This is a genomic window from Falsiroseomonas selenitidurans (assembly GCF_012103215.1).
Taxonomy (GTDB): domain Bacteria; phylum Pseudomonadota; class Alphaproteobacteria; order Acetobacterales; family Acetobacteraceae; genus Falsiroseomonas; species Falsiroseomonas selenitidurans.
Genome location: NZ_JAAVNE010000048.1, coordinates 1 through 24,508, shown reverse-complemented (window position 1 = coordinate 24,508; position 24,508 = coordinate 1). Strand labels below are relative to the sequence as shown.

Sequence of the window (24,508 nt, the reverse complement as noted above, 5' to 3'; positions counted from 1 at the left end):
GCGGACGCCACCATGCAGGCAGCCGGGGGTCAATCCTCGGCCGCCTCGCCGTCGATCAGCGCCTCCACCGTCGCCAGCCGGTCCGCCTCCGCCGCCGGCTTGTCGGTACGCAGCCGGGCGATGCGGGGGAAGCGCAGCGCGACGCCGGATTTGTGCCGGCCGGAGCGCTGGGCGGCGTCGAAGATCACCTCGATCACCAGGGTCTTCTCCACCTCCCGCACCGGGCCGAAGCGGCTGGTGGTGTTGTTGCGCACCCAGCGGTCGATCCACAGCAATTCTTGGTCGGTGTAGCCGGAATAGGCCTTGCCCACCGGCACCAGCTCCTCCCCCCCCTGCCCGTCCGCGCGCCACAGGCCGAAGGTGAAGTCCGAGTAGAAGCTGCTGCGCTTGCCGTGGCCGCGCTGGGCGTACATCAGCACCGCATCGATGCCGAGCGGCGCGCGCTTCCACTTCCACCATTTTCCCCGTTGCCGGCCAGCGGCGTAGTCGCTGTCGGCGCGCTTCAGCATCAGCCCCTCGATCGCAGCCTCGCGGGCCCCGGCGCGGATCGCCTCAAGCGCCGCCACGCTGGCGAAGGGGATGAGTTCCGAAAGGTCCATCCGCGCCGGGCGGGTGCGGGCGAACCAGGCTTCCAGCCGGGCACGGCGGGCATCGAAGGGCAGCGCGCGCAGATCCTCCGCGCCGTCGAACAGCATGTCGTACAGCCGCACGCCGACCGGGTGCGTCGCCTGCATCCGCGCCGTCACCACCTTGCGGTTCAGCCGCTGCTGCAGGTCGGCAAACGGCGCCACGGCGCCATCCCGCATCACCAGCAATTCGCCATCCAGCACGGCGTGGAAGTCCATCGCCGCCAGGATCTCCGGGAAGCCGGCGGAGATGTCCTCCGCCCCGCGGGAGAACAGCGCCCTGCCGCCCGGCATGGCCGAAAGCTGCACGCGGATGCCGTCCCATTTCCACTCCGCCCGGTGGGTGGAGGGCCCGATCTCCGCCAGGTCCGGCGCCTCCAGCGGGTGGGCCAGCATCAGCGGGCGGAAAACCGGCAGGTCCTGCTGCGCCGGGCGCGGGCCGCGCCCTTCCGCCCAGGCGAAGAGTGCCAGGTAGGGCGGGCGCTGGCCGTGCCACAGCTCCTCCACCGCCGCCACGTCCTGGCCGGCCCAGTCGGCCAGCGCCGTCTTGGCCAGGCGGGCGGAAACGCCGACGCGCAGCCCGCCGGTGACCAGCTTGATCAGCGCCAGCCGCCCCGTCGCATCCAGCGCATCCAGCCAGCCGGCGAGCAGCGCCGGCAGATCGGCCTTGGGCGTCGTCTCCAGCGCCGCCACCACCTCCGCCAGCCCGGGCGGCGGGGCGTTCACACCGGCGCGGGCCGGCCAGATGAGCGCGACGGTCTCCGCCAGGTCGCCGACATAGTCGTAGGACAGGCGGAACAGCGCGGGGTCGGTGCGGGTGGCCACCAATTCCCGCACCAGGGCCGGCTTGGCGGTGCGCAGCGCCAGTTCCCCGGTCAGCGCCGCCAGGCCGATGCCGCGATCCGGGTCCGGCTGCCCGGCGAACCAGCCGCGCAGCAGGGCCAGCTTGGCATTGCGGCCGGGGGTGAAGACCAGGCGTTCCAGCAGGGCGGCGAAGGCGGGCAGGCTCATCCGGCGGTCTCCGCCGCCGGGGCGGCTTCGGCCGGCAGCGGCGCCGCATCCTCCTCCTCCTCGCCGCGGCCCAGCAGGTGAAGCGCCCGGCCGCGCACGCCGCGCAGCCCCAGCGCATGCACCAGCGCGTCGTCGCGGCCATGCGTCACCCAGACCTCCGGCGCCTGCACCGCCGCCACCGTCTCCAGCAACTCGTCCCAATCCGCGTGGTCGGAGACGATCAGCGGCAGTTCGACGCCGCGGGCCTTGGCCCGCTGGCGCACCCGCATCCAGCCGGAGGCCGCGCAGACCACCGGCTCCGCCAGCCGCCGCACCCAGGCGGTGGCCTCGGCCGAGGGCGGCGCCAGCACGATCTCCCCCGCCAGCAGCCCGCCCCCGCCGCGCTTCGCCGGGCTGGGCACGGGGGCGAGCGGGCCGAGCCTCACGCCGAGGCCCTCATACAACTCGCACAGCGCCAGCAGCGCGCCATGCAGGTAGATCGGGCGGTCCCAGCCGGCCTGCCGCAGCAGGGCGATCAGCCGCTGCGCCTTGCCCAGCGCATAGACGCCGACCAGATGCGCGCGGTCCGGAAACAGCCGCAGGCTGTCGAGCAGCCGGGTGATCTCGGCTTCCGCCGGCGGGTGGCGGAACACCGGCAGGGCGAAGGTGGCCTCGGTGACGAAGACGTCGCAGACCACCGGCTCGAAGGGCGCGCAGGTGGGGTCGGCGCGGCGCTTGTAGTCGCCGGAGACGACGATGCGGCTGCCCTGCCAGTCCAGCACCACCTGGCAGGAGCCCAGCACATGGCCGGCCGGCACCAGGCGGATCCCGACGCTGTTCTGGGTGACGGCCTCCCCGGGCCGCAGCGCCTGCTGCTCCCGCCCCGCCCGGCCTTCCCCCATGCGGGTGCGCATGATGGCCAGAGTCTCGGCACTCGCCAGCACGGCGCCGTGGTCCGGGCGGGCGTGGTCCGAATGGCCATGGGTGACGATGGCGCGTGCCACCGGGCGCGCAGGGTCGATGAAAAAGTCGCCGGGCGCGCAATACAGCCCCTGCGGGGTGACGCGCATCCAGGTTTCGGGGTGGGGCATCACGGAGCAGATCGCGGAGTGGCCGCGAAAATCAAGAGCTTCCGGAAATGTGTGTGTCTCTGCCGTTGACGGCGCCCTGCGGTACGCCGGTTTGGGCATCGGATGCGACGGTCTGCTCGGCCGCGCTGCCGGCAAGGCAGAAGAACGGAAGGCCCGCCACCCGGACGCTCAGGCGGCAGGCGCCACTGAAACGGCCTCCGCCTCAGGATAGTACTGCTGGTAGAAAGTACCCATGATGTGGCGAACCATCTCGCCATCCACATGGAGCTGATCATCGAGCCAGGCAAGATTCCGCCCAGTATTGATGACCATCTCGTAGCTCGGAAAGTAATCCACGAATTCGTAGCTGCGAAACAACTCCTCAGCCACGGCCCGCAGCATGGATTTGGTCGCCTGATGCGCAACGACAACATCCTGCGCGCGAAAGGTGGAGTTGAAGGGTACTGGCGAAACGGTCACGATGAACCGCATCCGCGGATTGCACTCCTGGCGGATGAGCTTGATCGTACGGTCCACTTGTTCGACCGTCTCTCGGTAAGAGTGGTCGATGAAGACGAAGCGGTCCTTGAAGCGCCGCACCGCCGCCGGCCCAGGTTGCGTGTTCATGGCGATGCCTGTTTGGGAATCGAGCCAGCCCTCCGTCTGGCCAAGCGTCATCACGACGATATCGGCTTCCCGGACCAACTGCATCGCGCTGTCAATTATGGCCCGATTCGCTAGCGCCTGTTCGAGTGGCAGGTTCTTCAGACCGCTGGAGTGGGGGTCGAACCACAACTCATCCTCAATCTCGATAAGGCCCTCCTGCGGGTACCGCTCCCGCAAGATCGTCCGCTTAAACTCGTGCTCGATCGACGCTGTAGTATATTTGTTAAAAACTCCCGAATAGATTGCATCCGCGCCAGGCGCATCATCACCATGGGGCCAAGACCTGAAGTATCGCCGCTGTAATCCACGCCCCCGGAGCAATAGCGGCACACCCAAAGGAGCCAGCTTATACTCAATCTCTCGGGCAAAGCACGATCCAACGGTGAAAAATTTCTGGCTCTTGTCAAGAAGGAATTTAGGTTTGTGCTGAATTGGGAAAAATTCATTTGCAAGAAGCCGGGTCCGCGCAGAGCTTTTGGTCCCCTGCCAGCCGCGCGAGGGATTGCCCATCGAGACTTTGAGCGCCTCGCTGCCACTCATCCGAATTTGCATGCCACGCCCCTTTGGCCGTCCGGGCCTATGTTAATCTCGCGGAGCCAGAGGTTCAAAAGCCAAACAGCCGGCCTTTCCCTCGCCCCCTCATCCTCTCCTCCTCGCACACCCCGCTCGTAATATTGCTCCGTCCAATTCGGGGTATCGCCTCCCGGCCAGACCCGTCCTCGCGTTGGCCAGGATTCAAGACGTCGCTGAGCGCTACTCGAGCGAATCAGTCAATCTCTGCTCCGGTGCGGCACACGGCCGGTGTAGGAACTTAACAGAAGTACGAGCGGCTTACGACAATGCGCTACCTCGCCCGCCAAGCCCCGATGCAGCAGACCCCGGCGGATCCGGAGCGGCAGCGCTGCCCGTGCCAGGGCGCCGCCTAGCCTTGCCGCCCCATCAGGCAATGCGCTGTGCCGCGTCAGGCTTTCGGGGCCTGCGCGCCACCTGCCGCGGGAGTCATGGTGCGCGGAACAGCAAAGTGACCCTGTGTTGCCACCTTTAAATCCATCGCGCGGGCTTCCTGATATGCAGCCTCCAGATCGGCATCACTCATCCCCACATCGCAATAATAGCGCTCGAACGCCTTCATGTTGAAGGTGAGCACATGTTGATGCGGATGCTTGCGATCCTCCATCATTGGATGGTCGAAGCCATTCAGAACCATTTCGTAGCTGGGGAAATAATTAGTCCCCGCCAGATCTGGCGGTAGTGTCTGCATGAACTCGTCGATTGCGGCACGCAGAATCGCCTTGGAGACCGAATTCGCGGACACGCATGAGACCGGTCGGAAGGTCGCAGTCAAGGGCACCGGCGACAGGGTAAAGATCACCCGCGCATCGGGCTTGTGCCTGTGAATCAACGACCTGATGGCCCGGATGTTTTCCAGGTTTTCGGACACGGTCGTGACGCGGAAATCATGGCGCTTGGGATCATAGTTCTGCTTCGGGATCGCCCGCCAGAAGACCGCGCCCGTAGGTTTGTCATACCAAACCTCGGATAGCCCCATGGTAATGATAAACAGTTCTGTCTGGTCAAACAGGTCTTTCGTCCGCAGCCTGACGACATCCCGGTAGCCGAATGTCTCCGCCTTGTAGCCGTGCCAGAGTTCGACATCCGGCTTTACATTCTCCCAAGCCCATTCGAATTGTTGACGGATGGCGAAGGTATTGACGATGCCATCGCCCATGCTTGAAACATAGGCGGTGTCATCCTTTTTTGTTAGTATGTTGTAACCACGTCGATGCAGATAGTTGGAGATATTGGCTGCAAAGCAGGACCCGAACGCCACAATCGGCGTCGACTTGTCCACGAATGGCGCATCAGGCATCCATCCCTTGGTCAAGTAGGTGCTGACGAAGGTGTCAGTTCCGAGACTTTCATCCGTCGGGTGAAAATTTGAATTCGTCCCTCGGAAGAAGGTGTAGGTGGTCTTTTTGACCTTCCCGTCCTGCTCATAAGCCGCCATGTGCGAGGGGACGTCTGCCGTATCGCTCATCGACCATACTCCCCCGGGGCTGAATTGTCCGGCTTCCAGTGCAGATTTCTGCACTGCATCATGGCTGATCGTAGCGGCCGCTCGTTTTGAGGGTCAAGTGCCGTGCAGCCACCCGGACCCCAGCAAGGGTCCGACTGCCCATCGACTGCGCCACTGCTCCAACGCGAGCGCCGGGCGCCTTCCCGCGGCCGCGCCGCGCCTTCCATCCACCGGAAGCGGCTGGTAACCTTCCCACGCCCTGGTCGGGGCGTCGCCGCCGGGCCGGGCCGGGGCAAAGCGGGGCGTGATGAAGAAGCAGACCTATGGCCAGCTCTGGGACAACTACGTCGCCGAATCCTTCCCCCGCCTGCAGAAGGAAGACCAGCGGCTGACCTGGCCGGGCCAGGAATGGGGCAACGAGAACAGCTGGCAGCGCATCTTCGACAAGCTCTTCGTCCCCGCCGGGGTCGAGGGCTGGAAGGCGGCGATCGAGATCGGCGGCGGCAGCGGCAAATACACCGAACGGGTGCTGCGCGCCGGCCCCGCCGCCCGGGTCTGGGGCTTCGACGTCTCCCGCAACTTCCTGGACGCCACCGCGGCCAGGCTCGGCGACTTCGTCACCGAAGGCCGCCTGTCGCTGCACGAGATCGACGCCACCCAGCCGGACGGCATCCTCACCCTGCTGCAGGAGGCCGAACAGCTGCGCAAGGTCGATGCGCTGTTCAGCATCGACGCCATGGTGCATGTCGATCTCACCTACCTCACCACCTACTGGATGAACGCGGCGCTGCTGCTGAAGCCGGGCGGGCGCGTGCTGATGACGCTGGCCGATCCCAACACCCAGGGCGGCTTCCAGAAGATCCTGCGCGACATCCGCAAATTCTACCGGCTGCAGGGCCGCATCTGCCCGAAATTCGAGTACCTCTCGGCCGACACCGTGCGCTCCATCCTCGGCCGGCTGGGCTTCGAGGTCGAACTGCTGGAGCCCTGGTCGAACCATGAGGGGCGGCCGCCGCGCGACCTGTATCTCTCTGCCCGCCTGGCCTATCCGGAGCGCGCCCAGGCCTATCGCGACGCGCTGCGCGCCGACCCCGCCGCGCCGCTGCCGCCCTCGCTCGCCCGCCCCGAATCCTTTGGCGAGCTGTGGACGCGGGAAGCCCCGCGCGCGCTGGCCGGCACGCCGGACCGGCCGGATGCGGCCGCCGTGCGCCAGCGCCTGTTCGGGATGGCGGATATCGGCAGCTGGCGCCGCGCGGTGGAGATCGGTGTCGGCGATGCGCGCTACACGGCGGAGGCGCTGCGCGCCAACCCGGCCCTGAAGCTGACCGTCTTCGATGTCAGCGACCGCCTGATGAAGGCGGCCGCCGCCAAGCTGCCGGAGCCGGTGGCGGCCGGGCGGCTTGGCTTCCTGCCGATCGACCCGGTGCACCCGGACGGCATCCTGACCGCCTTCGAGCGGGAGCATCTGGCGCGCGAGATCGACGCCGTGTTCAGCATCGACGCGATGGTGCATGTCGATATGCAGTACCAGCTGGCCTACTGGATCAGCGCCGCGCTGCTGCTGCGCCCCGGCGGCTGGCTGGTGCTGCAGCTGGCGGATGCCACCACCGATGCCGGCTTCGGCCGCCTGGTCGCCGACATCCGCCGCTATTTCGGCTTCCAGGGCCAGGCCTGCCCGCGCTTCGAGTTCCAGAGCTTCGGCCTGGTGCGGCCGCTGCTGGAAAAGCTGGGCTTCGACGTGACCTATGCCGGCCACTGGAACCCGGCCGATGGGTCGGAAACCGGGCGCGACCTGTTCGTGGTCGCCCAGCTTGCCCGGCCGGAGGAGGCGGAGGCGCTGCGCGCGCATATCGCCCTTGGCCTTGCCATGCCGAACTTCGCCGCGGCGCCGGCCGCGCCGGAAGCCGCGCCGGCGCTGCCGGAGGTGGAGCTGGAGGATCTGGCGGAGCTATCGCGCACCCTGGGCCAGAGCCTCTGGCGGCAGATCCACCTGCGCGCCAACCCCGGGCTGAGCAGCGCCAGGCTGCGCGCGGACATGCAGGAGCATTGGGCCGGCAACCGCCGCGAATGGACCCGCCTGGGCGAGATGGTCCTGCGCGACCTTGCCGAACGCGGCCTGACCCTGCAAAGAACCGCCCTGCACCCCGCAGGCCGCCGGCCCGGCGGCGGCGAGGAGACCGGTTCCTGAAGGGCCGGCCCGATTAGCATCGGCGAACCGGCAGGCTCATCCACGCCGCCTCGGCGGCCGGGTGCGCAGACAGGGCAGGATTGTTTCGACCGGGCATGAGCATCACCGAAGGCTCCCCCCTCCGTGCCGCGATGCGGCTGCGCGACGATGGCGACCTGCCCGCGGCGGCGGAGCTTCTCCGCCTGCGGGCGGATCCCGGGGACGCCCAGGCCGGGATGGTGCTGCTGCGCTACCTGTTCGAGCTGCAGGACTACGCCACCCTGCAGGATGTCACGCGCGACCGGCTGGCACGCCTCGATGCCGGCTTCGCCTCCAGGGCCGGCGCGCCCTATCTCGCGACGCTGCTGCGCTTCGCCGAACGCTGCTGCCTGCCCCTGGCAGACATCGCGCCGGCGCTGCAGGCAACGGCCACGGCGGCCCGCGCAGCGCCCGAGCTGATGCTGGCCTGGCGCGCCGTGACCCATCGCCAGCGCCACCGGGCGCGGCTCGCGGCGCAGTTCGAGGGCGGGGTCTCGCTGATCTCACTGGGGCTGAACTGCCTCGCCTGGCACCTGCCCGGCCGCTGGGGCCTGCGGCGGGAGACGGATTTCACCGCCCTCTTCGGCCCCTTCGCCCTCGCCGGCCACACCATCCCCGGCGTGCTCGCCGCGTTGGAGGACGACTTCGCCACCTACTGCACGCCGGAGACGACGCGGCTGGTGACCACCCAGCGCGGCCATGAGCTGGCGATGCGGCGCGACCGCACCGCACATTGGAACCACAACCGCGGCGCCTTCTGGCTGCGCGACGGCGCCGCGCCGCTGCGCCAGAGCATCATCGACAAGGCGGTGCTGTTTCGCGCGGCCTGCCGGCGCCCCGATGCCGTCTTCGTGCTGGCCACCTGCCCGGTGGAATATCCGGAGGAAGCTCTGGACTTCCTGCCGCGGCTGGACGCCGCGCTGGCCCGCTACACCGGCCGCACCGGCAACCGGATCCTGATCAGCAACCAGACGGCGCGGCGGCGGGAGAAGGGGATCGTCGCGGTGGATGCGACGACGCGCTACGTCACCTGCCCCTATCCGGCGGCGGATTATGTCTGGCACGACGATCTGGCCGCCGACAGCCGCGAGGGCCTGCTCTTCGAGCGCGCCTATATGGGCTTCCTGCTGCGCGCCCTGCTGCAATGGCGCCTGCTGCGGCGGCGGGCCGATGCGCCACCGGACGAGGTGGCGCCGGACGCGGCGGCCGCGGACGAGGCGGCGGCCTGATGGCCGGGGAAGCCGCGCTGGCGGAGCTGGATTTCACCAATGGCACCGCGGTCGAGCTGCGGCTGCGCGGGCTGTATTCGGCGGAGGAGGATGGCGCCTTCCAGGCCCTGCTCGCCGAGGCGATCGGGCGCGTTGCGGAGATTGCCAGGCCCGGGCCCAGCCAGCTGAACTTCCTGCTGCACCAGGCCGAGCGCAGCTGCCTGGAGCCGGAGCGGATCGCGGCGCTGCTGGCCGCGCTGCATGGCCGCGCCGAGGCCGATGCGGCGCTCGGCGCGACATGGCGGGCGGTGGCGCGGCGCCAGGCCTTCCGCGCGGCACTCGCGGACCACCGGATGGCGCAGCCGGCGCTGGTCTCCCTCGGGCTGCACTGCCTGCCATGGAAGCTGCTGAACCGCTGGGGGTTTCGCGACCGCGCGCAATTCACGGCGCTGCACACGCCCTTCAGCATGGCGCTGCACAAGCGCGACGAGGTGCTGCGTGCGCTCGCCACGGATTTTGCCGACTACGCCGAGCCCTCGCTGATGCGGGAAAGTACGACGCCATCGGGCCAGCGGATCGCCATGCGCCAGGATGGCGGCGCGGTGTGGAACCACCATCGCGGTCCGGCTTGGCTGGAGCCGGATTTCGCGCCGCTGCGCCGCCTGCTGGCACGTCGCATCGCCAGCTTCCGCACCGCCTGCGCCCTGCCGGGCGCGGTGTTCGTGATGGCGGATTGCCGCATCCAGGACCCCGCCGCGCCGATCCCCTTCCTGGCCCCGCTCCGCGCGGCGCTGGCAAGGCTCAGCGGCCGGCCCCGCCCCTTCCTGCTGCTGACCAGCCAGTCTCGCCGCGGCGGCGCCGCCCGCCTGGATTGGCTCGACGCCGAGACGGCGCATCTCGCGGCCCCCTACCCGCATCCGCACTTCATCTGGGCGGATGCGGCGTCGGTCGATTCCGAGGAAGGCCTCGGCTTCGAGCATTTCTACGCGCAGGGCGTGCTGGCCTGCCTGACCGCCTGGGGGTTCTTCGCGCGCGGGGCGGCGGCATGACCGGCCTGCTCGACCCTTCCCTGCTGGATTGGGTGGTGCTGCGCCACTGGCAGCGCGGCGCCTGCACGGCCGTCACCGGCCGCGCCCTGTGGCAGCAGGCCACCGCCCAGGCGGCCTGGATCGCGGCCCGCACGCCGCCCGCTGCGCTGGTGCTGGTGATCGGCACCACCGGGCCGGCGATGATGGCGCTGTTCCTCGGCATCGCCGCATCCGGCCGCCGCGCCGCCTTCTTCCCGCCGGCCTCCCCGCTGCAGGATGCGCGGCACTTCTTCGAACAGCAGGGCGCGGCGCTGCGGGCCATCGACCCGGCGGCGATCTGCGTGATGGAGGAGGCGACGGCCGAGACGGTGCGCGCCATCGCCCCCGATCTCGCGCCGCGCATCCTGGCCGTGCCGCCGGCCGAGGGCGACAGCGTGGCGGCGCTGGATGCCTTCCGCGCCCGGCTGGGCTCGGACGAGACGCTGTTCGTGCAGCATTCCTCCGGCACCACCGGCATCAAGAAGGCGGTCGCGATCAGCGGGCGGATGCTGGCCGCGCAAAGCGCCGCCTATTGGCCCGGGCTGCGGGCGGAGCTGGGGGTGGCGCGGCTGTCCGTGGCGTCCTGGCTGCCGCTGTACCACGACATGGGGCTGGTGGCGGGCTTCCTGCTGCCGATGCTGGGCGGTGACCAGGTCTCCGTCCTCGATCCCTTTGAATGGATCGGCAGCCCGGGCCGCTTCCTGGAGATGATCGCGGCGGATCGCTGCGACATCGCCTGGATGCCGAACTTCGCCTATCGCCACTTCGTCCGCCTGCGCCGCGCCCTGCCGCCGGCGGATCTTTCCAGCCTGCGACTTTGGGTGGATTGTTCCGAGCCCTGCCGGCTGGCCGATGCGGAGGGCTTCGAGTCGGCCTTCGCCGATCGCGGCGTGCGGCCCGGCGCCGTGGTCGGCTGCTATGCCATGGCGGAGACGGTGTTCGCTGTCAGCCAGGGCAGCGGCGCGCGGCGGCGCGGGCTGGCGGTGCCGGGGCCGCTTGCGCCCGGCACGCCGATGCCGGCATCCGGCGCGCTGCTGGTGGAGTCGGGCACGGCGGCGCCGGCCGGGCACAGGCTGGTGCTCTCCTCCGGCCGGGTGCTGCCGGGGGTGGAGCTGGCGATCCTGGATGGCGAGCGCCGCCTGCCGCCCGGCCATTACGGGGAGATCGCGCTGCGCGCGCCCTTCCTGTTCAGCGGCCATGCCGGCCGCAGCGCCGCCGAATCCGGCCTTGACACGGAAGGCTACTACCGCACCGGCGACCTCGGCACGGTGTGGGAAGAGGAGGTCTTCGTCTTCGGCCGGCTGAAGGAGATCATCATCGTCAACGGCAAGAACCTGTTCGCCGGCGATGTGGAGGCGGCGCTGGCGGCCCTGCCCGGCCTGCGCCCCGGACGCGCCGTTGCCTTCGGCATCGACAGCGACCAGACCGGCAGCGAGGAGCTGATCCTGGTCGCGGAACACGACGCAGCCTCCGGCATCCCGGAAGCCGAATGCCGCGCCGCGATCAGCCGGCACCTGGAGCGCGTCTTCCTGGTGAAGCCGCGCGACGTGCGCGTGGTGCCGGATCGCTGGCTGGTGAAAAGCACCAGCGGCAAGATCAGCCGCGACGCCAACCGCCGCCGCTACCTTGAAACCTTCCGCCAGGATTGATGCCCATGCCCGCCTTCACCATGGCCGACCTGCAAGCCATCGCGCGGGAGGTGATCGGCGACCGCGACATCCTGCTGGAGCCCGGGATGGCGGCCGCCGACGTGCCGGGCTGGGACAGCCTGAACCATACGCTGATCAGCGTGGAGATCGAGGACCGCACCGGTGCCGCGGTGGATGCGCAGCAACTGGCGGAATGCCCCACCTTCGGCGATCTGGTGGCGTTCGTGGCGACGCGGATACCGGGCTGAACGCCATGTCATCGGGCGCCGGGTCGACAATCGCCGGGTCAGCCCCAACCTCCCGCCCATCCTGGTGAGGGACATGACATGGCATTCACGAAGATCGGCCGGCGCGGGGCGCTCGGCCTGCTCGGTACCCTGGGTGGCATCGGCACGGCCGCCGCGCATCATGGCTGGTCCTGGGCCGAAGGCGACCAGGGCACGCTGACCGGCACGGTGCGGGAGGTCTATGTCGGCCCGCCGCACCCGACCCTGCGGGTGGAGGCCGAGGGCCAGATGTGGACGGTGGAGCTGGGCAATCCGCGCCAGACCGCAAGGGCCGGCTTCACCGAGACCTCGGTCCGCCCGGGGCAGGAGGTGGTGGCGCTGGGCAACCGGTCCCGCGACAGTTCCGAACGGCGGCTGAAGGCGGTGCGGCTGACGGTGGGCGGCCGGCGCTTCGACTTCTACCCGGAGCGCATCCAGGGCGGCTGACGGCGCGTGCTGGACCTGATCGCGGCCTCCGCCCCGGCGACAGCGCTGCGCGGCTCCGTCACGCTGTACCTGCTGGTGAATGCGGCGCATGTGCTGGGCATCGGGCTGCTGGTCGGGGCCATCGCAACGCTGGACCTGCGGCTGCTGGGCGCCTTCCGCAGCGCGGCGCTGGGGCATCTGGCGCCGCCGCTGGTCCGCGTCGCCGCCACCGGGCTGGGCCTGGCAGCGCTGACCGGCCTGTTGCTGTTCAGCACGCGGCCGGCGACCTATCTGGAAAACCCGGCCTTCCTGGCGAAGCTGGCGCTGCTGGCGCTGGCCCTGGCGAACCTGGCCCTGCTGCATGCCGGGCGGCCCTGGCGTGCGGCGCTGGCGGGCGGGGCGCTGGCGGGGCGGCTGCGGCTGGCGGCCGGGGTGTCGCTGGCCGCCTGGATCGGCGCGCTGCTGGCGGGACGCTGGATCGGATTCCTGCAATGATCGCCGCCTCAGGCGGAGAATCGGGATGCAGGGTCGTGTGGTGGCGGTGGCGGCTTCGCCGAGCCATGAATTCTCCAAGCCAGCGCAGCCGAGCATCACGCTGCTCGCCGGCCTTGGCGTGCAGGGCGACGCGCATTGCGGGGAACTCGTCAAACACCGGTCCCGCGTGAAGGCGAACCCGAATCAGCCCAACCTGCGCCAGCTTCACCTGATCCCGGCGGAGCGGCTGGCACTGCTGCGCGCCCAAGGCTTCGAGGTGGCGCCGGGCGCGCTGGGGGAGAATGTGACGACGGAGGGGGTGGACCTCTTCGCCCTGCCGCGCGGCACCCGCCTGCATCTGGGGGCGACCGCGGTGGTCGAGGTGACCGGGCTGCGGAACCCTTGCTACCAGCTGGATGACTTCCAGAAGGGGCTGATGAAGGCCACCCTGGAACGCGCGGCGGATGGGGCGCTGCTGCTGCGGGCCGGGATCATGGCGGTGGTGGTTGAGGGCGGCGAATTGGCGGCGGGCGATGCGCTGCAGGTGGTTCTGCCGGCGGAGCCGCATCTGGCGCTGGAGCGGGTGTGAGCCGGCTGATCGCCTTCGCGGGCCTTCCGGGCACGGGCAAATCCACGCTGTCCCGCGCGCTGGCGCGGGCGCTGGGCGCCACCTGGATCCGCATCGACCATATCGAACAGGCGTTGCGCGAGGCCGGCATCGGCGATGTCGGTCCTGCCGGCTACCTGGCCGGCTACGCGGTGGCGCGGGCCAACCTGTCGCTCGGCCTGTCGGTGGTGGCGGACAGCGTCAACCCGCTGCGGATCACCCGCGACGCCTGGCGCAACGCCGCCCAGGCGGCGGGCGCGGGGCTCATCGAGGTCGAAATCGTCTGTTCCGACCCCATCGAGCATCGCCGCCGCGTCGAAACCCGCAGCATCGATATCCCCGGCCTGGTGCCTCCGGATTGGGATGCGGTGCTGGGGCGAGAGTATGAAAGCTGGCACCGGCCGCGGCTGGTGATCGACACGGCCGGGCGCAGCCTGGATGCCTGCCTTTCCGAGCTGCGCGCAGCACTGGGCTGAGACCCCTTCCCCTTTCGCCCAACCGTCAGCATATTCCCCGACGAATGGGAACATTGCCGGAACTTTTTCAGGCCTGGTTCGCCGCGCGCGGCTGGGCGCCGCGGCCGCACCAGCTTGCCCTGCTCGGCGCCGTGCAAAGCGGGGCGAGCGCCCTGCTGGTGGCGCCGACCGGGGGCGGCAAGACGCTGGCCGGCTTCCTGCCCTCCCTGGTCGATCTGCATGAACGCCCGCGCGCCGGCTTGCACACGCTGTACATCTCGCCGCTGAAGGCGCTGGCGGTGGACATTGCCCGCAACCTCACCGCCCCGGTCGAGGCGATGGGCCTGCCGATCCGCATCGAGACCCGCACCGGCGACACCCCCGCCAATCGCCGTGCCCGCCAGCGGGTGGACCCGCCCAGTTTCCTGCTGACCACCCCCGAAAGCCTGGCACTGCTGCTGACCCTGCCGGATGCGGGGGAGATGTTCGCCGGGCTGCATGCCGTCGTGGTGGATGAGATCCATGCACTGGCCGGCAGCAAGCGCGGCGACCAGCTGGCCCTCGGCCTGGCGCGGCTGGCGACGCTGGCGCCCGGCGCGCGCCGCATCGGCCTGTCCGCCACCGTCGCGCACCCCACCCCGCTGCGCGCCTACCTCTCCCCCACCGGGCGCCCGCAGGATGTCGCGCTGGTGCAGGGTGCGCCCGGCGCGGCGCCGAGCCTCGACATCCTGCTGCCGGAAGGCCGCCTGCCCTGGGGCGGGCATATGGGCCTGGCCTCGATGCCGGAGGTGTACCGGCGCATTCGCGGCGCGGGGGTCACCATCGTCTTCGTCAACACGCGCGCGCAGTCCGAACTCTGCTTCCAGGCGCTGTGGCGGCTGAACGACGACAATTTGCCCATTGGCCTGCATCACGGGTCGCTCACCGTGGAGCAGCGTCGCAAGGTGGAAGCGGCGATGGCCGAGGGGCGGCTGCGCGCGGTGGTCGCCACCGCCTCGCTCGACCTCGGCATCGACTGGGGCGCGGTGGACCAGGTGGTGCAGGTAGGCGCGCCCAAGGGCGTTTCGCGGCTTCTGCAGCGCATCGGCCGGGCGAACCACCGGATGGATGAGGCATCCCAGGCCGTGCTGGTGCCGGCCAACCGCTTCGAGGTCATCGAATGCGTCGCCGCCCGCCAGGCCATCGCGGCCGAGGAACTGGATGGCGACCCGCCGCGCGAAGGCGGCCTCGACGTCTTGTGCCAGCACATTTTGGCAGTTGCCGTTGCGGGGCCTTTTCACCCGGATGACCTCTACGCTGAGGTGCTGCGCGCCTCTCCTTACGCCGCGCTGACACGGCGCGATTTCGAGGACGCGCTGCGCTTCGTCGAGGACGGCGGCTACGCCCTGCAATCCTACGACCGCTTCCGCCGCCTGTTCCGCGACGCCGAGGGCCTGATCCATATCCGCGGCCCCGCCGCCGCGCGCCAGCTGCGAATGAACCTCGGCACCATCGTCGAGACGCCACTGGTGAAAGTCAGGCTGCGCGGCGGGCCGGTGCTGGGGGAGGTGGAGGAATGGTTCGTCTCCACCCTCACCGCCGGCGACTGCTTCATCTTCGCCGGCCAGATGCTGCGATTCGAGGGGCTGGACGCGCTGGCCTGCATCGTCTCCCGCGGCGGAGAGGGCGACCCGCGCGTGCCCGCCTATGCCGGCAGCCGCATGCCGCTGACCACGCATCTGGCCGCCCGCGTGCGCGGCATCCTGCATGATCCGACATCCTGGGCCGCCTTGCCGGACTCCGTGCGCGAATGGCTGCGGCTGCAGCAGCATGTCTCCGTCATGCCGCCGCGCGACGGGCTGCTGGTGGAGACCTTTCCGCGCGGCGACCGCTGGTTCCTGGTGGCGTATTGCTTCGAGGGAAGGCTGGCGCACCAGACGCTGGGCATGCTGGTGACCAAGCGGATGGAGCGCCTCGGCATGGCGCCGCTGGGCTACCTCGCCACCGACTACGTCCTCGCCTGCTGGTCCGCCTTCGAACCGCAGGACATCGAGCGGCTGTTCGAGGAGGACATATTGGGCGAGGAGCTGGAAGCCTGGATGGCCGAAAGCAGCATGCTCCGCCGCACCTTCCGCAACATCGCCACCATTGCCGGGCTGATCGAGAAGAATCATCCCGGTCAGGAGAAGTCGGGCCGCGCGATGACCATGAACGCCGATCTCATCTACGACGTGCTGCGCCGACACGAGCCCGACCACATCCTGCTGCGCGCCACGCGGCGCGAGGCGGCGGCGGGACTGACCGATGTCGGCCGTATCGCCCTGCTGCTGGCGCGCGCGCGGGCGGGCGGCATCCGGCATAGGGCGCTGGACCGCGCCTCGCCGCTTTCGGTCCCGGCGCTGATCGAGGAAGGCCGCGAATGGGTGGCCGGCGGCGCGCAGGATGCGCTGCTGGCGGAAGCCGCCGACCTGGTGGCGGAGGCAACGGACGGCGCCGACCTGTTCAACGAGATCCTCGCCAATGTGACGGAGGCCATCCCGCCGCGCGGCGACCGTGACCGCGCCCGCCATCCGCGCGACCCGAAGCGCCGCAATGCCCGCTTCATCCGCAACGCCCCCAGGACGCTCGGCGCGCCCCGATGAGCGCCGCGCCGATGCACATGGCCGGTGCGCGGCTGATGCTGGACCCCGCCGGCTGCGTCGCCTGGCCGGCGCAGAAGCTGCTGGCGGTGGCCGACCTGCACCTGGAAAAGGGCAGCAGCTTCGCCGCCCGCGGCCGCTTCCTGCCGCCCTACGACACGCGGGAGACGCTGGATCGCCTGGCGCTCGTGCTGCGCCGCTGGCGGCCGCAGCGCCTGGTGCTGCTGGGCGACAGCTTCCACGACCGGCATGGCTGCGCCCGCCTGCCGCCCGCCGAATGTGCTGCCCTGGCACGGATGCTGGCGGGGATGGAGGAGGTGGTCTGGGTGCTGGGCAACCACGACCCGGACCCGCCGGTGGGCCTGCCCGGCGTCGCCGCGGCGGAATGGCGGCTGGCGCCCTTCACCTTCCGCCACATCGCCGCCCCCGGCGCCACAGCCGAGATCTCCGGCCATTTCCACCCCAAGGCGACGATGCCGACGCGGGCCGGCGCGGTGACGCGGCCCTGCTTCCTGGGCGATGGCCGCCGCCTTCTGCTGCCCGCCTTCGGCGCCTATACGGGCGGGCTGGAGGTGCGGGACCCCGCCATCGCCGCGCTGTTCCCGCGCGGCGGCCGCGCCTTCCTGCTGGGCGCGGAACGGCTGTTCAGCTTCCCCACCGGCCCGCTGCGCGGCAGCGGCCGGGCGGCGCCGGAAGCCCCGCTGCTGACCCAGCCGGGCCTGCCGGGCTGACTGGCGGCCCAGGGCAACATGCGTTCAGCTGGAGACAGCTGAACGCATTTCTTGCTCCAGACTCAAAAACTTCTAGAGCAGGCAGCGCTCAGGGCACCAACATCCCGTCCATGATGTGCAGGATGCCGTTGGCGGCCTGGATGTCCTGCCGCGCCAGCCTGGCGCTGCGCAGGCCGATGCTGCCCAGGCCGACGCTCATGCCGGTGCCGCCGGCCGATTCGATCCGCGCCGTGCCGCCTTCGCGCGCATCGATCTTCAGCCGCGTGCCGTTCAGCGAGGTCAAGGTCACCTCCCGCCCCTGCGGCACGGGGTGGCGCCCCTCGACGATCAGGGACCGCATCAGCGCCTGCACCCGCAGCGGCTCGGAGCCGCCCAGCAGCGATTGCTGGGTGAAGGCCGGCAGGTCGCCCCAGCCGGAATTGGTGAAGGCGAAGACGGTGATGGGCCCCGACCCACCCAGCTCCGCCAGCGTGCCGGCGCGGTTGGAGGCCTCGATGAAGCGCAGGAAGGCGTCATCCGCCGCCAGGATCGAGGCGATCGGGCGGTTCGGCTGGCTTGGCACTTCCGGCACCGAGGCGCAGGCGGTCAGGCCGGCCAGCAGCGGAAGCAGGGAGCGGCGGGGGATGGAAGGCATGGCGGGGTTCCTCGCGGGCGCGAAAAGGCGCGACGCGAAAGCCTAACCCGACGCTCGCCGATGCGGAACAAGAACGGTTCAGGAAGCAGCACGAGGTCCGTCCGTGCAGGGCTGACGGACCTCGGCATGCCATCGCGTCAGGCCGGATCGGGTGTCACCGGCCTGGCGCCCGGGATCACGGAAACAGCACCTGGTCCACCGCGTGAATCACGCCGTTGCTGGCCTGGATGTTGGCCTGCACCACCCGTGCCGGCTGCGTGGCGATGTTGATGCCCCCCGCCCGGAAGCCGCCGGTCTGGCCGCCCGGGGACGGGTTCTGCAGGGTCAGCGCGCCGCCCGTGCCCGAGATCGCGAGGTCGGAGCCGTTGCGCGTGCGCAGGCGGCGGTTTTCGCCCATCAGGTCGGAAGCGCGGAAGGCGCCCGGCAGGATGTGGTAGTTGATCAGCGCGCTGAGCCGCGAAATGTCGGGATCGCTCCGGTTCTCGCCGGAACCGCCGGAGGTGCCGGCCAGGTCGGCCAGGATACCGGCCGGGGCGCTGTTGAAGGCGGCATCCGTCGGTGCGAAGACCGTCATCGGCTGGGCGCTGCGGAAATCCTCCACCAGATGGGCGCGGGTGATCAGGTCCAGGAAGCGGGAGAAGCGGTTGTCGCCGGCCATGGTGTCGGCCAGCGTCGCCGTCGCCGGCACGGTCTGGGCGCGCAGCAGGGCGGGCGCGGCCAGGCTGCCGGCGGCCACGCCACCAAGCGCCAGGAATCCACGGCGCAGCATTCGGGTCTGGATCATGCGATCTGTCCTCTTCCAGTTGGTCCGCTCGGCAGGCGCCCGGGGGGTGGGGCTGGCGTCGCGGTCTGGTTCTGGAACGCCGCCGGCCCGCAATGGTTCGCCCGCGGTGACAACATCCACACCGCGCCCGGCCGCCATCGCGGCGCTGCGACAGGTGCCCTGATGCGCAAACCGCCCTACATGGCAGGGATGACCAAGCCTTCCCTGCTGTGGTTCCGCCACGACCTCCGCCTGACGGACCACCCTGCCCTGCTCGCCGCCCTGGCGGAGGGCGGGCCGGTGCTGCCGGTCTTCGTGCTGGACGATGAAGCCGCCGGCCCCTGGCGCGCCGGCGGCGCCGCCCGCTGGTGGCTGCGGCACAGCCTGGCGGCGCTGCAAGGCGACCTCGCCGCCCGCGGCGCGCCGCTGCTGCTGGCCCGCGGCCGGGCCGAGACGGTGCTGCCCGCCCTGGCCGATGCCCTGGGCGCCGCCCGCGTGCATGCCGGCCGCGCGGTGGAACCCTGGGCGCGGCGGCAGACGCAACGGGTGCATGAGGCGCTGGCCGCTGCCGGCCGGGCGCTGGCGCTGCACACCACGGTGCTGCTGCGCGAACCGCATGGCTTCGGCGCGGCCAGCGGCAAGCCCTACGCCGTGTATACGCCCTTCGCCCGCACCATGCTCGCCGCCGGCGCCCCCCCCGCCCCGCTGCCGGCCCCGGAGCGGATCCCGGCCCCGGCCGCGCAGCCGGGTGGCGAAAGCCTGGACAGCCTCGGCCTCTACCCGGTGCCGGGCGAGCCGGACTGGGCCGCCGGCTTCCCGGCCCTGTGGCAGCCGGGCGAGGCCGGGGCGGCGGCGCGGCTGGCGCGTTTCGTCACCGGGCCGCTCGGTGCCTACGACACGCAGCGCAACCTGCCGGGGATGGCGGGCTCCTCCGGCCTGTCGCCGCATCTGCGCTGGGGCGAGGTTTCGCCGCGCCAGGTGTGGCAGGCGGCGCGTCAGGCCGGGGCGGCGGCGGGCGGGACCGAGACCTTCCTGAAGGAGATCCTCTGGCGGGAATTCGCCTACCACCTTCTGTGGCACCGGCCGGAGATGCCGGAGGCGCCCCTGCGCGCCGAATTCGCCGCCTTTCCCTGGCAGGAGGAGGCGGCGCTGCTGCAGGCCTGGCAGCGCGGCCGCACCGGCTACCCCATCGTCGATGCCGGGATGCGGCAGCTTTGGCAGACGGGCTGGATGCACAACCGCGTCCGGATGATCGCCGCCAGCCTGCTGGTGAAGCACCTGCTGCAGCCCTGGCAGGCGGGGGCGGCCTGGTTCTGGGACACGCTGGTGGATGCCGACCTCGCCTCCAACAGCGCGTCCTGGCAATGGGTGGCCGGCTGCGGGACGGATGCGACGCCGTATTTCCGCGTCTTCAACCCGGTGCTGCAGGGCGAGAAGTTCGACGCCGCCGGGCAGTATGTGCGCCGCTTCGTGCCGGAGCTGGCGCGGCTGCCGGATGCCTTCCTGCACCAGCCCTGGGCGGCGCCGGCGCCGGTGCTGGCGGCCGCCGGGGTGCGGCTGGGCGTCACCTATCCCCGCCCTGTGGTCGACCATGCCGAGGGCCGCGCCCGGGCGCTGGCAGGCTTCGCGACGCTGCGCGCATGACCCCGCCGGAACATCTGTGGCGCGGCTTCGCCGGGCTGCGCGTGGTGGCCGATGTGCATGGCGATGCGGAGGCCTTCATCCACGCCGTGGAAGGCGCGCTGGCGGCCGACATGTTCGTGCTGCAGCTGGGCGACCTGACGGACCACGGGCCGGACAGCCCGGAGGTGCTGCGCCGCATCTTCGCGCTGATCGATGCCCGCCAGGGCCTGTTCCTGCTGGGCAACCACGACCACAAGCTGCGCCGGGCGCTGATGGGCACCCCCATCCGGGTGCAGCCGGAAGGGCTGGGGCGGACCCTGGCGCAGCTGGACGCGGCCCCGGACGGGTCGGCGCTGAAGGCGCGCGCGATCTTCGAGATCGGTCGCGCCCCGGCCTGGATCCGCGATGGCGGCCGCGTCTTCGTCCATGGCGGCTACCACCCCGGCATGCTGCACGCCGCCCCGCCGCCGGATGCCGGGGCGCAGAAGGCGCAGGGGCTGGTGACGCGGGCGCTGTTCGGCCAGGTGACGGGGCGGATGCGCGCCGATGGCTTCCCCGACCGGGTGCATGACTGGGTGGACCGCATCCCGGCCGACATGACCGTGGTCTGCGGCCATGACCGCCGCAGCCTGGATGGCCGCCCCTATGTGGCGGAGGGCGCGCTCGGCGGGCGCTGCGTCTTTCTCGACTGCGGCGCCGGCAAGGGCGGCCATCTGGCCTGGATCGACCTGCCCTCCTGGGCCTGAAGGGGTTGTGTTCGCGTGCCCTCTCACGCCGCCGGAGCCGGCGCGAGGGTTCCGCATCGGCGGCGCGGGGGTCTATCCTGCCAGGCCAGGAGAACGCGCCATGACCGACCTGCCGAGCACCGTCGAAATCCGCGAGGAAGGCCCGCGCGAGGGCTTCCAGATCGAACCGGGCCCGATCCCGACCGAGCGCAAGGTGGCGCTGGTGGATGCGCTCTCGGCGACCGGGCTGCACCACATCCAGGTCTGTTCCTTCGTCTCGCCCAAGCTGGTGCCGGGCTGGGCGGATGCGGAGGCCGTGGTGGCCGGCTTCACGCCGAAGCCGGGCGTCACCTACACCGCGTTGTGGTTCAACGCGGCCGGGCTGAACCGCGCGCTCGCCTTCAAGGACCGGCTGAAGGTGGAGGGCGCCGTCACCGTGGTGGCCAGCGAGGCGTTTTCGCTGAAGAACCTCAACCGCGACCGCGCCAAGAACCTGGAGGCCCAGCGCACGAATGTCGCGGCGCATCTGGAGGCCGGCGTCGCGGTGCCGCGCATCAGCGTGCAGGCCGCCTTCGGCTGCAACTATTCGGGCGACGTGCCGCCGGCCAAGGTGGTCGAGGCGCTGGCGGATGCCTTCGCCATCGGCGCCGAACAGGGGCTTGAACTCCGCGAGGCGACGCTGGCGGACACCATGGGCTGGGCGACCCCGGCGCGGATCGAGCGCGTGCTGGGGGAGGTGCGCGCCCGCTGGCCGGACCTTTCCCTGATCCTGCATCTGCACGACACGCGCGGCCTCGGTATCGCCAATGCCCATGCCGGGCTGCGGCTGGGGATCTCCCGCTTCGACACCACGGTGGGTGGCCTCGGCGGCTGCCCCTTCGCCGGCCAGCCCGGCGCGCCGGGCAACATCGCGACGGAGGAGCTGGTGCTTCTCTGCGAGGAGATGGGCATCGCCACCGGCATCGACCTCGATGCGCTGGTCGAGGCCGGGCGGCTGGCGGAGGAGGTGGTCGGCCGCAGGCTGCCCAGCACCCTGCTGCGCAGCGGCGGGCTGGCGCGGTTCCGCCAGGCGGCCTGAGGCTCAGGCCGCAGGCATCGCCTGGCTGAGCCGGCCGCCCATCCGCACCGGCTCGATCCGCGTCGCCAGCCCGGTGGAATCGTCGGTTTCGAGGAACACGCCGCACACCGTCGCCTCGCCCTCGGCGGGGGCCAGCTTCTCGCCCGGCACCTTCTTCCAGAAGCGCAGCGCGGCGCCGCCCTTCTGCATGCCGATGACGCTGTCATAATCGCCGCACATGCCGGCATCGGTCATGTAACCGGTGCCGCCCACCAGGATCTGGTGGTCGGCGGACGGCGTGTGGGTGTGGGTGCCCACCACCAGGGAGACCTTGCCATCGAAGCTGTGGCCCATGGCCAGCTTCTCGGAGGACGCCTCGGCGTGGAAATCCACCAGGATGGCCTGCACCGTGCCGCCCGTGCCCATGCGATGGGAGGCGATGGCGGCCTGGACGCCGCGGAAGGGGTCGTCCAGCGCTTCCATGAACAGCCTGCCCATGGCCTGCACCACCAGCGCGCGCCGGCCATCGCTCAGCACCGCCACGAAGGCACCCTTGCCCGGCGTGCCGGGCGGGTAGTTCAGCGGGCGGATCAGGCGGGGTTCCGTTTCGATATACGAAAAAATCTCCTTGCGGTCCCAGGCGTGGTTGCCCAGCGTCAGCACATCGGCGCCGGCGGTGAACAGGGCGCGTGCCATTTCGGGGGCCAGGCCGAAGCCATGGCTCGCGTTCTCCGCATTCACCACCACCAGGTCCAGCGCCAGGCGCTGGCGCAGGGTGGGGATGGCGGCGCCGGCGGCATCGCGGCCGCTGCGGCCGACGAGGTCGCCGAGGAACAGGATTCTCAAACCGGGGAGGCTCCGCAGAAGATCATGCCGCGCTCCGTGGCGATCGCGGCCAGGGGGGCGTCGTCCACGCCCACGGGCACTTCGTCAACCTCCTGGGCGGCATAGGCGACACCGATGGCGGTGGCGCCGGGCAGCGCGGCCAGGGTCCGGTCGTAATAGCCGCCGCCATAGCCCAGGCGATGGCCCGCCCGGTCAAAGGCCAACAGCGGCACCAGCAGCCAGTCCGGCACCACCGGCGGTGCTTCCGGCCCCGGCTGGCTGGTGCCGAGCGGGCCGCGCGCCAGCGTGTCGCCGGGTTGCCATTGGCGGAAGGCCAGCGGGTTGCCGCGCCGCGGCGTGACCGGCAGGGCGATGCGGTGCCCACGGGCATGCAGGGCGGCCAGCGCCGGGCGGATGTCGATCTCGGCACCCATCGGCCAGAAGCCGGCGACGATGGCCCCGGGCGGGGGTGGCGATTCGCGCAGCAGGTGGTCGGCCAGCGCCGCGCCGAGGGCGGGGTCGCAGCCAACGCGGCGGGCGAGCGCGGCCTTGCGGGCCTCGGCCTTCAGGCCAGCGAGGCGTTCGGGGCAGAGCGTCATGGGAAGCGGGCGCAAATGGCGAAGCCCCCCCCACCCCGGCCCTCTCCCCCCTTTGGGGGAGAGGGAGCAGCCAGGCGGCGCGCCCGGCGCGCCGAGGCCGCGCATGTGGCCCGCGCCGAGACCATCAGCCCCATCGGCACGACCGTGCAGGGCGCGAAAGCCAAGTCCGCGGGTCGGGGGACTGCCCCGACGCGCCCGGCGACTGAGGTTGAAGAGAGCGCGGAGCCACCATGGCCGTGGGCTTGATAACCCTCCTGAGACCTGCTGGTGCAGGTGGGTGCCAGGTATCCGGACCACGGTCCGGGCAGCGCCAGCCCCCGGAGGATGCTCATTGGCCCCGGGGGTTAAAGTGCCTCACCAACCGGGCAGCCCCGCCCGCTCCATTTAGGGTCGGTCGAGGGTCTGGGCAATGCCCTCGATGCGGTCGGCGATGCGCGCCAGGCGCTCCGCCAGCCGCGGATCGGGCTGTGGCACGGCCATGTTCTGGCCGGCGCGGGCCTGGGACAGCGCGACCTTCAGGTCGTGCACCTCATCCGCCAGCAGCAGGGCGCCCAGCAGCAGCAGGCGGCTTTCGCCGAACTGCCCGCCCATCGCCTTGATGGAATTGACCCGCTTGTCCACCTCGGCGGCCAGGGACACCAGATGCGCCTCCTGCCCATCCTCGCAGGAAACGGGGTGGCTGTAGCCGCCGACGCGGACCGTGACCTGACCCATTTCTACTGATCCTCTCCGAGCGCCGCGCGCAGCCGCGCAATCGTCTCGTCCAGCCGGTCCGCGATGGCGGCGACGGCCGCGCGCGGAATACCCTCGCCGGACGCGACCGGGCGGGGCTGCTGCGCCGCGGCTTCCGCCAGACGCTCCACCGCCTCCTCCAGCCGCGCCAGGGCGCGGGAGGTTGGATCGCCCGTCTCCGCACGCGTGCCTGACACCCAGATCCCCCAGCCCATCCTGCGCCCAGCCCTGGCGGGCGCGCGAAGCACGCCTTGTCGCCAGCGGCTCCGGCATGCTGCAACGCTTTGCATGCACGGCGCGGCGGGTCAACGGTGAGCGCGTTTCCATCCCGGCTGCCGCCCGCCCTGCTGGTGCGCAGCGCGGCCGAGGCACGCGCGGCGCATGCCCTGGCCGGCGGCGCCGGGCTGCTGCTGCTGTCCCCGCCCGGGGCGGCCGGGCTGCACGGCCCCGCCTGGTGGCGCGCCCTGGCCGCCG

24 protein-coding genes and 1 other RNA gene are annotated in these 24,508 nt (G+C 71.0%); 14 read left to right on the top strand and 11 right to left on the bottom strand.

What is annotated here, in order from left to right; genetic code table 11:
- Window positions 1–29: 29 nt before the first annotated feature.
- The 4 genes from HEQ75_RS22125 to HEQ75_RS22110 form a co-directional block, all read right to left on the bottom strand.
- Window positions 30–1,637 (bottom strand): cisplatin damage response ATP-dependent DNA ligase, encoded by a 1,608-nt coding sequence (locus HEQ75_RS22125; protein WP_235962046.1) that lies wholly within the window; start codon window positions 1,635–1,637, stop codon window positions 30–32.
- Window positions 1,634–2,707: a ligase-associated DNA damage response exonuclease gene (locus HEQ75_RS22120; protein ID WP_235962045.1), complete on the bottom strand. Its 1,074-nt coding sequence runs from the start codon at window positions 2,705–2,707 to the stop codon at window positions 1,634–1,636. The genes HEQ75_RS22125 and HEQ75_RS22120 overlap by 4 nt, the downstream gene beginning before the upstream one ends.
- A 168-nt stretch (window positions 2,708–2,875) precedes the next feature.
- Window positions 2,876–3,892, bottom strand: a complete 1,017-nt coding sequence (locus HEQ75_RS22115; RefSeq protein ID WP_209318704.1) for a GSCFA domain-containing protein — start codon at window positions 3,890–3,892, stop codon at window positions 2,876–2,878.
- Window positions 3,893–4,313: 421 nt separating this feature from the next.
- Window positions 4,314–5,390, bottom strand: a complete 1,077-nt coding sequence (locus HEQ75_RS22110; RefSeq protein WP_168034296.1) for a GSCFA domain-containing protein — start codon at window positions 5,388–5,390, stop codon at window positions 4,314–4,316.
- 286 nt (window positions 5,391–5,676) lie between these two features.
- Here HEQ75_RS22110 and HEQ75_RS22105 point away from each other — a divergent pair, with 286 nt between their 5' ends.
- The 11 genes from HEQ75_RS22105 (at window position 5,677) to pdeM (ending at window position 17,076) form a co-directional block, all read left to right on the top strand.
- Complete coding sequence (locus HEQ75_RS22105) at window positions 5,677–7,557, top strand: methyltransferase (protein WP_168034295.1); 1,881 nt, start codon at window positions 5,677–5,679, stop codon at window positions 7,555–7,557.
- A gap of 95 nt (window positions 7,558–7,652) precedes the next feature.
- Entirely contained in the window at window positions 7,653–8,804 is a 1,152-nt protein-coding gene (locus tag HEQ75_RS22100) for a hypothetical protein (RefSeq protein ID WP_168034294.1), read from the top strand.
- Window positions 8,804–9,832, top strand: a complete 1,029-nt coding sequence (locus tag HEQ75_RS22095; protein ID WP_168034293.1) for a DUF1796 family putative cysteine peptidase — start codon at window positions 8,804–8,806, stop codon at window positions 9,830–9,832. The genes HEQ75_RS22100 and HEQ75_RS22095 overlap by 1 nt, the downstream gene beginning before the upstream one ends.
- Complete coding sequence (locus HEQ75_RS22090; protein ID WP_168034292.1) at window positions 9,829–11,499, top strand: AMP-binding protein; 1,671 nt, start codon at window positions 9,829–9,831, stop codon at window positions 11,497–11,499. Before HEQ75_RS22095 ends, HEQ75_RS22090 begins: the two co-directional genes overlap by 4 nt.
- A gap of 5 nt (window positions 11,500–11,504) precedes the next feature.
- Complete coding sequence (locus tag HEQ75_RS22085) at window positions 11,505–11,747, top strand: acyl carrier protein (RefSeq protein ID WP_209318703.1); 243 nt, start codon at window positions 11,505–11,507, stop codon at window positions 11,745–11,747.
- 78 nt (window positions 11,748–11,825) lie between these two features.
- Window positions 11,826–12,212 carry a DUF6152 family protein gene (locus HEQ75_RS22080; protein WP_168034291.1) on the top strand — a complete coding sequence of 129 codons (387 nt, stop codon included), beginning with the start codon at window positions 11,826–11,828 and terminating at the stop codon, window positions 12,210–12,212.
- Window positions 12,213–12,218: 6 nt separating this feature from the next.
- Entirely contained in the window at window positions 12,219–12,686 is a 468-nt protein-coding gene (locus HEQ75_RS22075) for a DUF2214 domain-containing protein (RefSeq protein ID WP_168034290.1), read from the top strand.
- A 25-nt stretch (window positions 12,687–12,711) separates the two neighbouring features.
- Entirely contained in the window at window positions 12,712–13,254 is a 543-nt protein-coding gene (locus HEQ75_RS22070; RefSeq protein WP_168034289.1) for an MOSC domain-containing protein, read from the top strand.
- Entirely contained in the window at window positions 13,251–13,748 is a 498-nt protein-coding gene (locus HEQ75_RS22065) for an AAA family ATPase (protein WP_168034288.1), read from the top strand. The genes HEQ75_RS22070 and HEQ75_RS22065 overlap by 4 nt, the downstream gene beginning before the upstream one ends.
- 44 nt (window positions 13,749–13,792) lie before the next feature.
- On the top strand, window positions 13,793–16,348 hold the full coding sequence (locus tag HEQ75_RS22060) for a ligase-associated DNA damage response DEXH box helicase (RefSeq protein ID WP_168034287.1): 2,556 nt from the start codon (window positions 13,793–13,795) through the stop codon (window positions 16,346–16,348).
- Window positions 16,345–17,076, top strand: a complete 732-nt coding sequence (pdeM, locus tag HEQ75_RS22055) for a ligase-associated DNA damage response endonuclease PdeM (protein ID WP_168034286.1) — start codon at window positions 16,345–16,347, stop codon at window positions 17,074–17,076. The genes HEQ75_RS22060 and pdeM overlap by 4 nt, the downstream gene beginning before the upstream one ends.
- Before the next feature lie 88 nt (window positions 17,077–17,164).
- Here the strand turns inward: pdeM and HEQ75_RS22050 are convergent, their stop codons facing one another.
- The gene (locus HEQ75_RS22050; protein ID WP_168034285.1) at window positions 17,165–17,710 is read right to left on the bottom strand and encodes a fasciclin domain-containing protein; all 546 of its coding nucleotides are present in this window, start codon (window positions 17,708–17,710) and stop codon (window positions 17,165–17,167) included.
- A gap of 175 nt (window positions 17,711–17,885) precedes the next feature.
- Complete coding sequence (locus HEQ75_RS22045; RefSeq protein WP_168034284.1) at window positions 17,886–18,494, bottom strand: fasciclin domain-containing protein; 609 nt, start codon at window positions 18,492–18,494, stop codon at window positions 17,886–17,888.
- A gap of 189 nt (window positions 18,495–18,683) precedes the next feature.
- On the opposite strand from HEQ75_RS22045, the gene HEQ75_RS22040 reads away from it, so the two are divergent.
- The 3 genes from HEQ75_RS22040 to HEQ75_RS22030 all read left to right on the top strand — a co-directional run bounded on the left by HEQ75_RS22040 (window position 18,684) and on the right by HEQ75_RS22030 (window position 21,899).
- Window positions 18,684–20,117 carry a cryptochrome/photolyase family protein gene (locus HEQ75_RS22040; protein WP_168034283.1) on the top strand — a complete coding sequence of 478 codons (1,434 nt, stop codon included), beginning with the start codon at window positions 18,684–18,686 and terminating at the stop codon, window positions 20,115–20,117.
- On the top strand, window positions 20,114–20,842 hold the full coding sequence (locus HEQ75_RS22035) for a metallophosphoesterase (RefSeq protein WP_168034282.1): 729 nt from the start codon (window positions 20,114–20,116) through the stop codon (window positions 20,840–20,842). Before HEQ75_RS22040 ends, HEQ75_RS22035 begins: the two co-directional genes overlap by 4 nt.
- Window positions 20,843–20,942: 100 nt before the next feature.
- Window positions 20,943–21,899: a hydroxymethylglutaryl-CoA lyase gene (locus tag HEQ75_RS22030; RefSeq protein WP_168034281.1), complete on the top strand. Its 957-nt coding sequence runs from the start codon at window positions 20,943–20,945 to the stop codon at window positions 21,897–21,899.
- Between the two features lie 3 nt (window positions 21,900–21,902).
- Here HEQ75_RS22030 and HEQ75_RS22025 read toward each other — a convergent pair whose 3' ends face one another.
- The 5 genes from HEQ75_RS22025 to HEQ75_RS22005 all read right to left on the bottom strand — a co-directional run bounded on the left by HEQ75_RS22025 (window position 21,903) and on the right by HEQ75_RS22005 (window position 24,231).
- Entirely contained in the window at window positions 21,903–22,724 is an 822-nt protein-coding gene (locus HEQ75_RS22025) for a TIGR00282 family metallophosphoesterase (protein WP_168034280.1), read from the bottom strand.
- Window positions 22,721–23,302 (bottom strand): 5-formyltetrahydrofolate cyclo-ligase, encoded by a 582-nt coding sequence (locus tag HEQ75_RS22020; RefSeq protein WP_168034279.1) that lies wholly within the window; start codon window positions 23,300–23,302, stop codon window positions 22,721–22,723. The genes HEQ75_RS22025 and HEQ75_RS22020 overlap by 4 nt, the downstream gene beginning before the upstream one ends.
- A 218-nt stretch (window positions 23,303–23,520) precedes the next feature.
- Window positions 23,521–23,677, bottom strand: a non-coding RNA gene (gene ssrS, locus HEQ75_RS22015) — 6S RNA.
- A 9-nt stretch (window positions 23,678–23,686) separates the two neighbouring features.
- Window positions 23,687–24,016, bottom strand: coding sequence for a cell division protein ZapA (locus HEQ75_RS22010; protein WP_168034278.1), 330 nt, complete (start codon window positions 24,014–24,016; stop codon window positions 23,687–23,689).
- 2 nt (window positions 24,017–24,018) lie between these two features.
- Window positions 24,019–24,231 (bottom strand): hypothetical protein, encoded by a 213-nt coding sequence (locus tag HEQ75_RS22005; RefSeq protein ID WP_168034277.1) that lies wholly within the window; start codon window positions 24,229–24,231, stop codon window positions 24,019–24,021.
- Window positions 24,232–24,508: the final 277 nt, after the last annotated feature.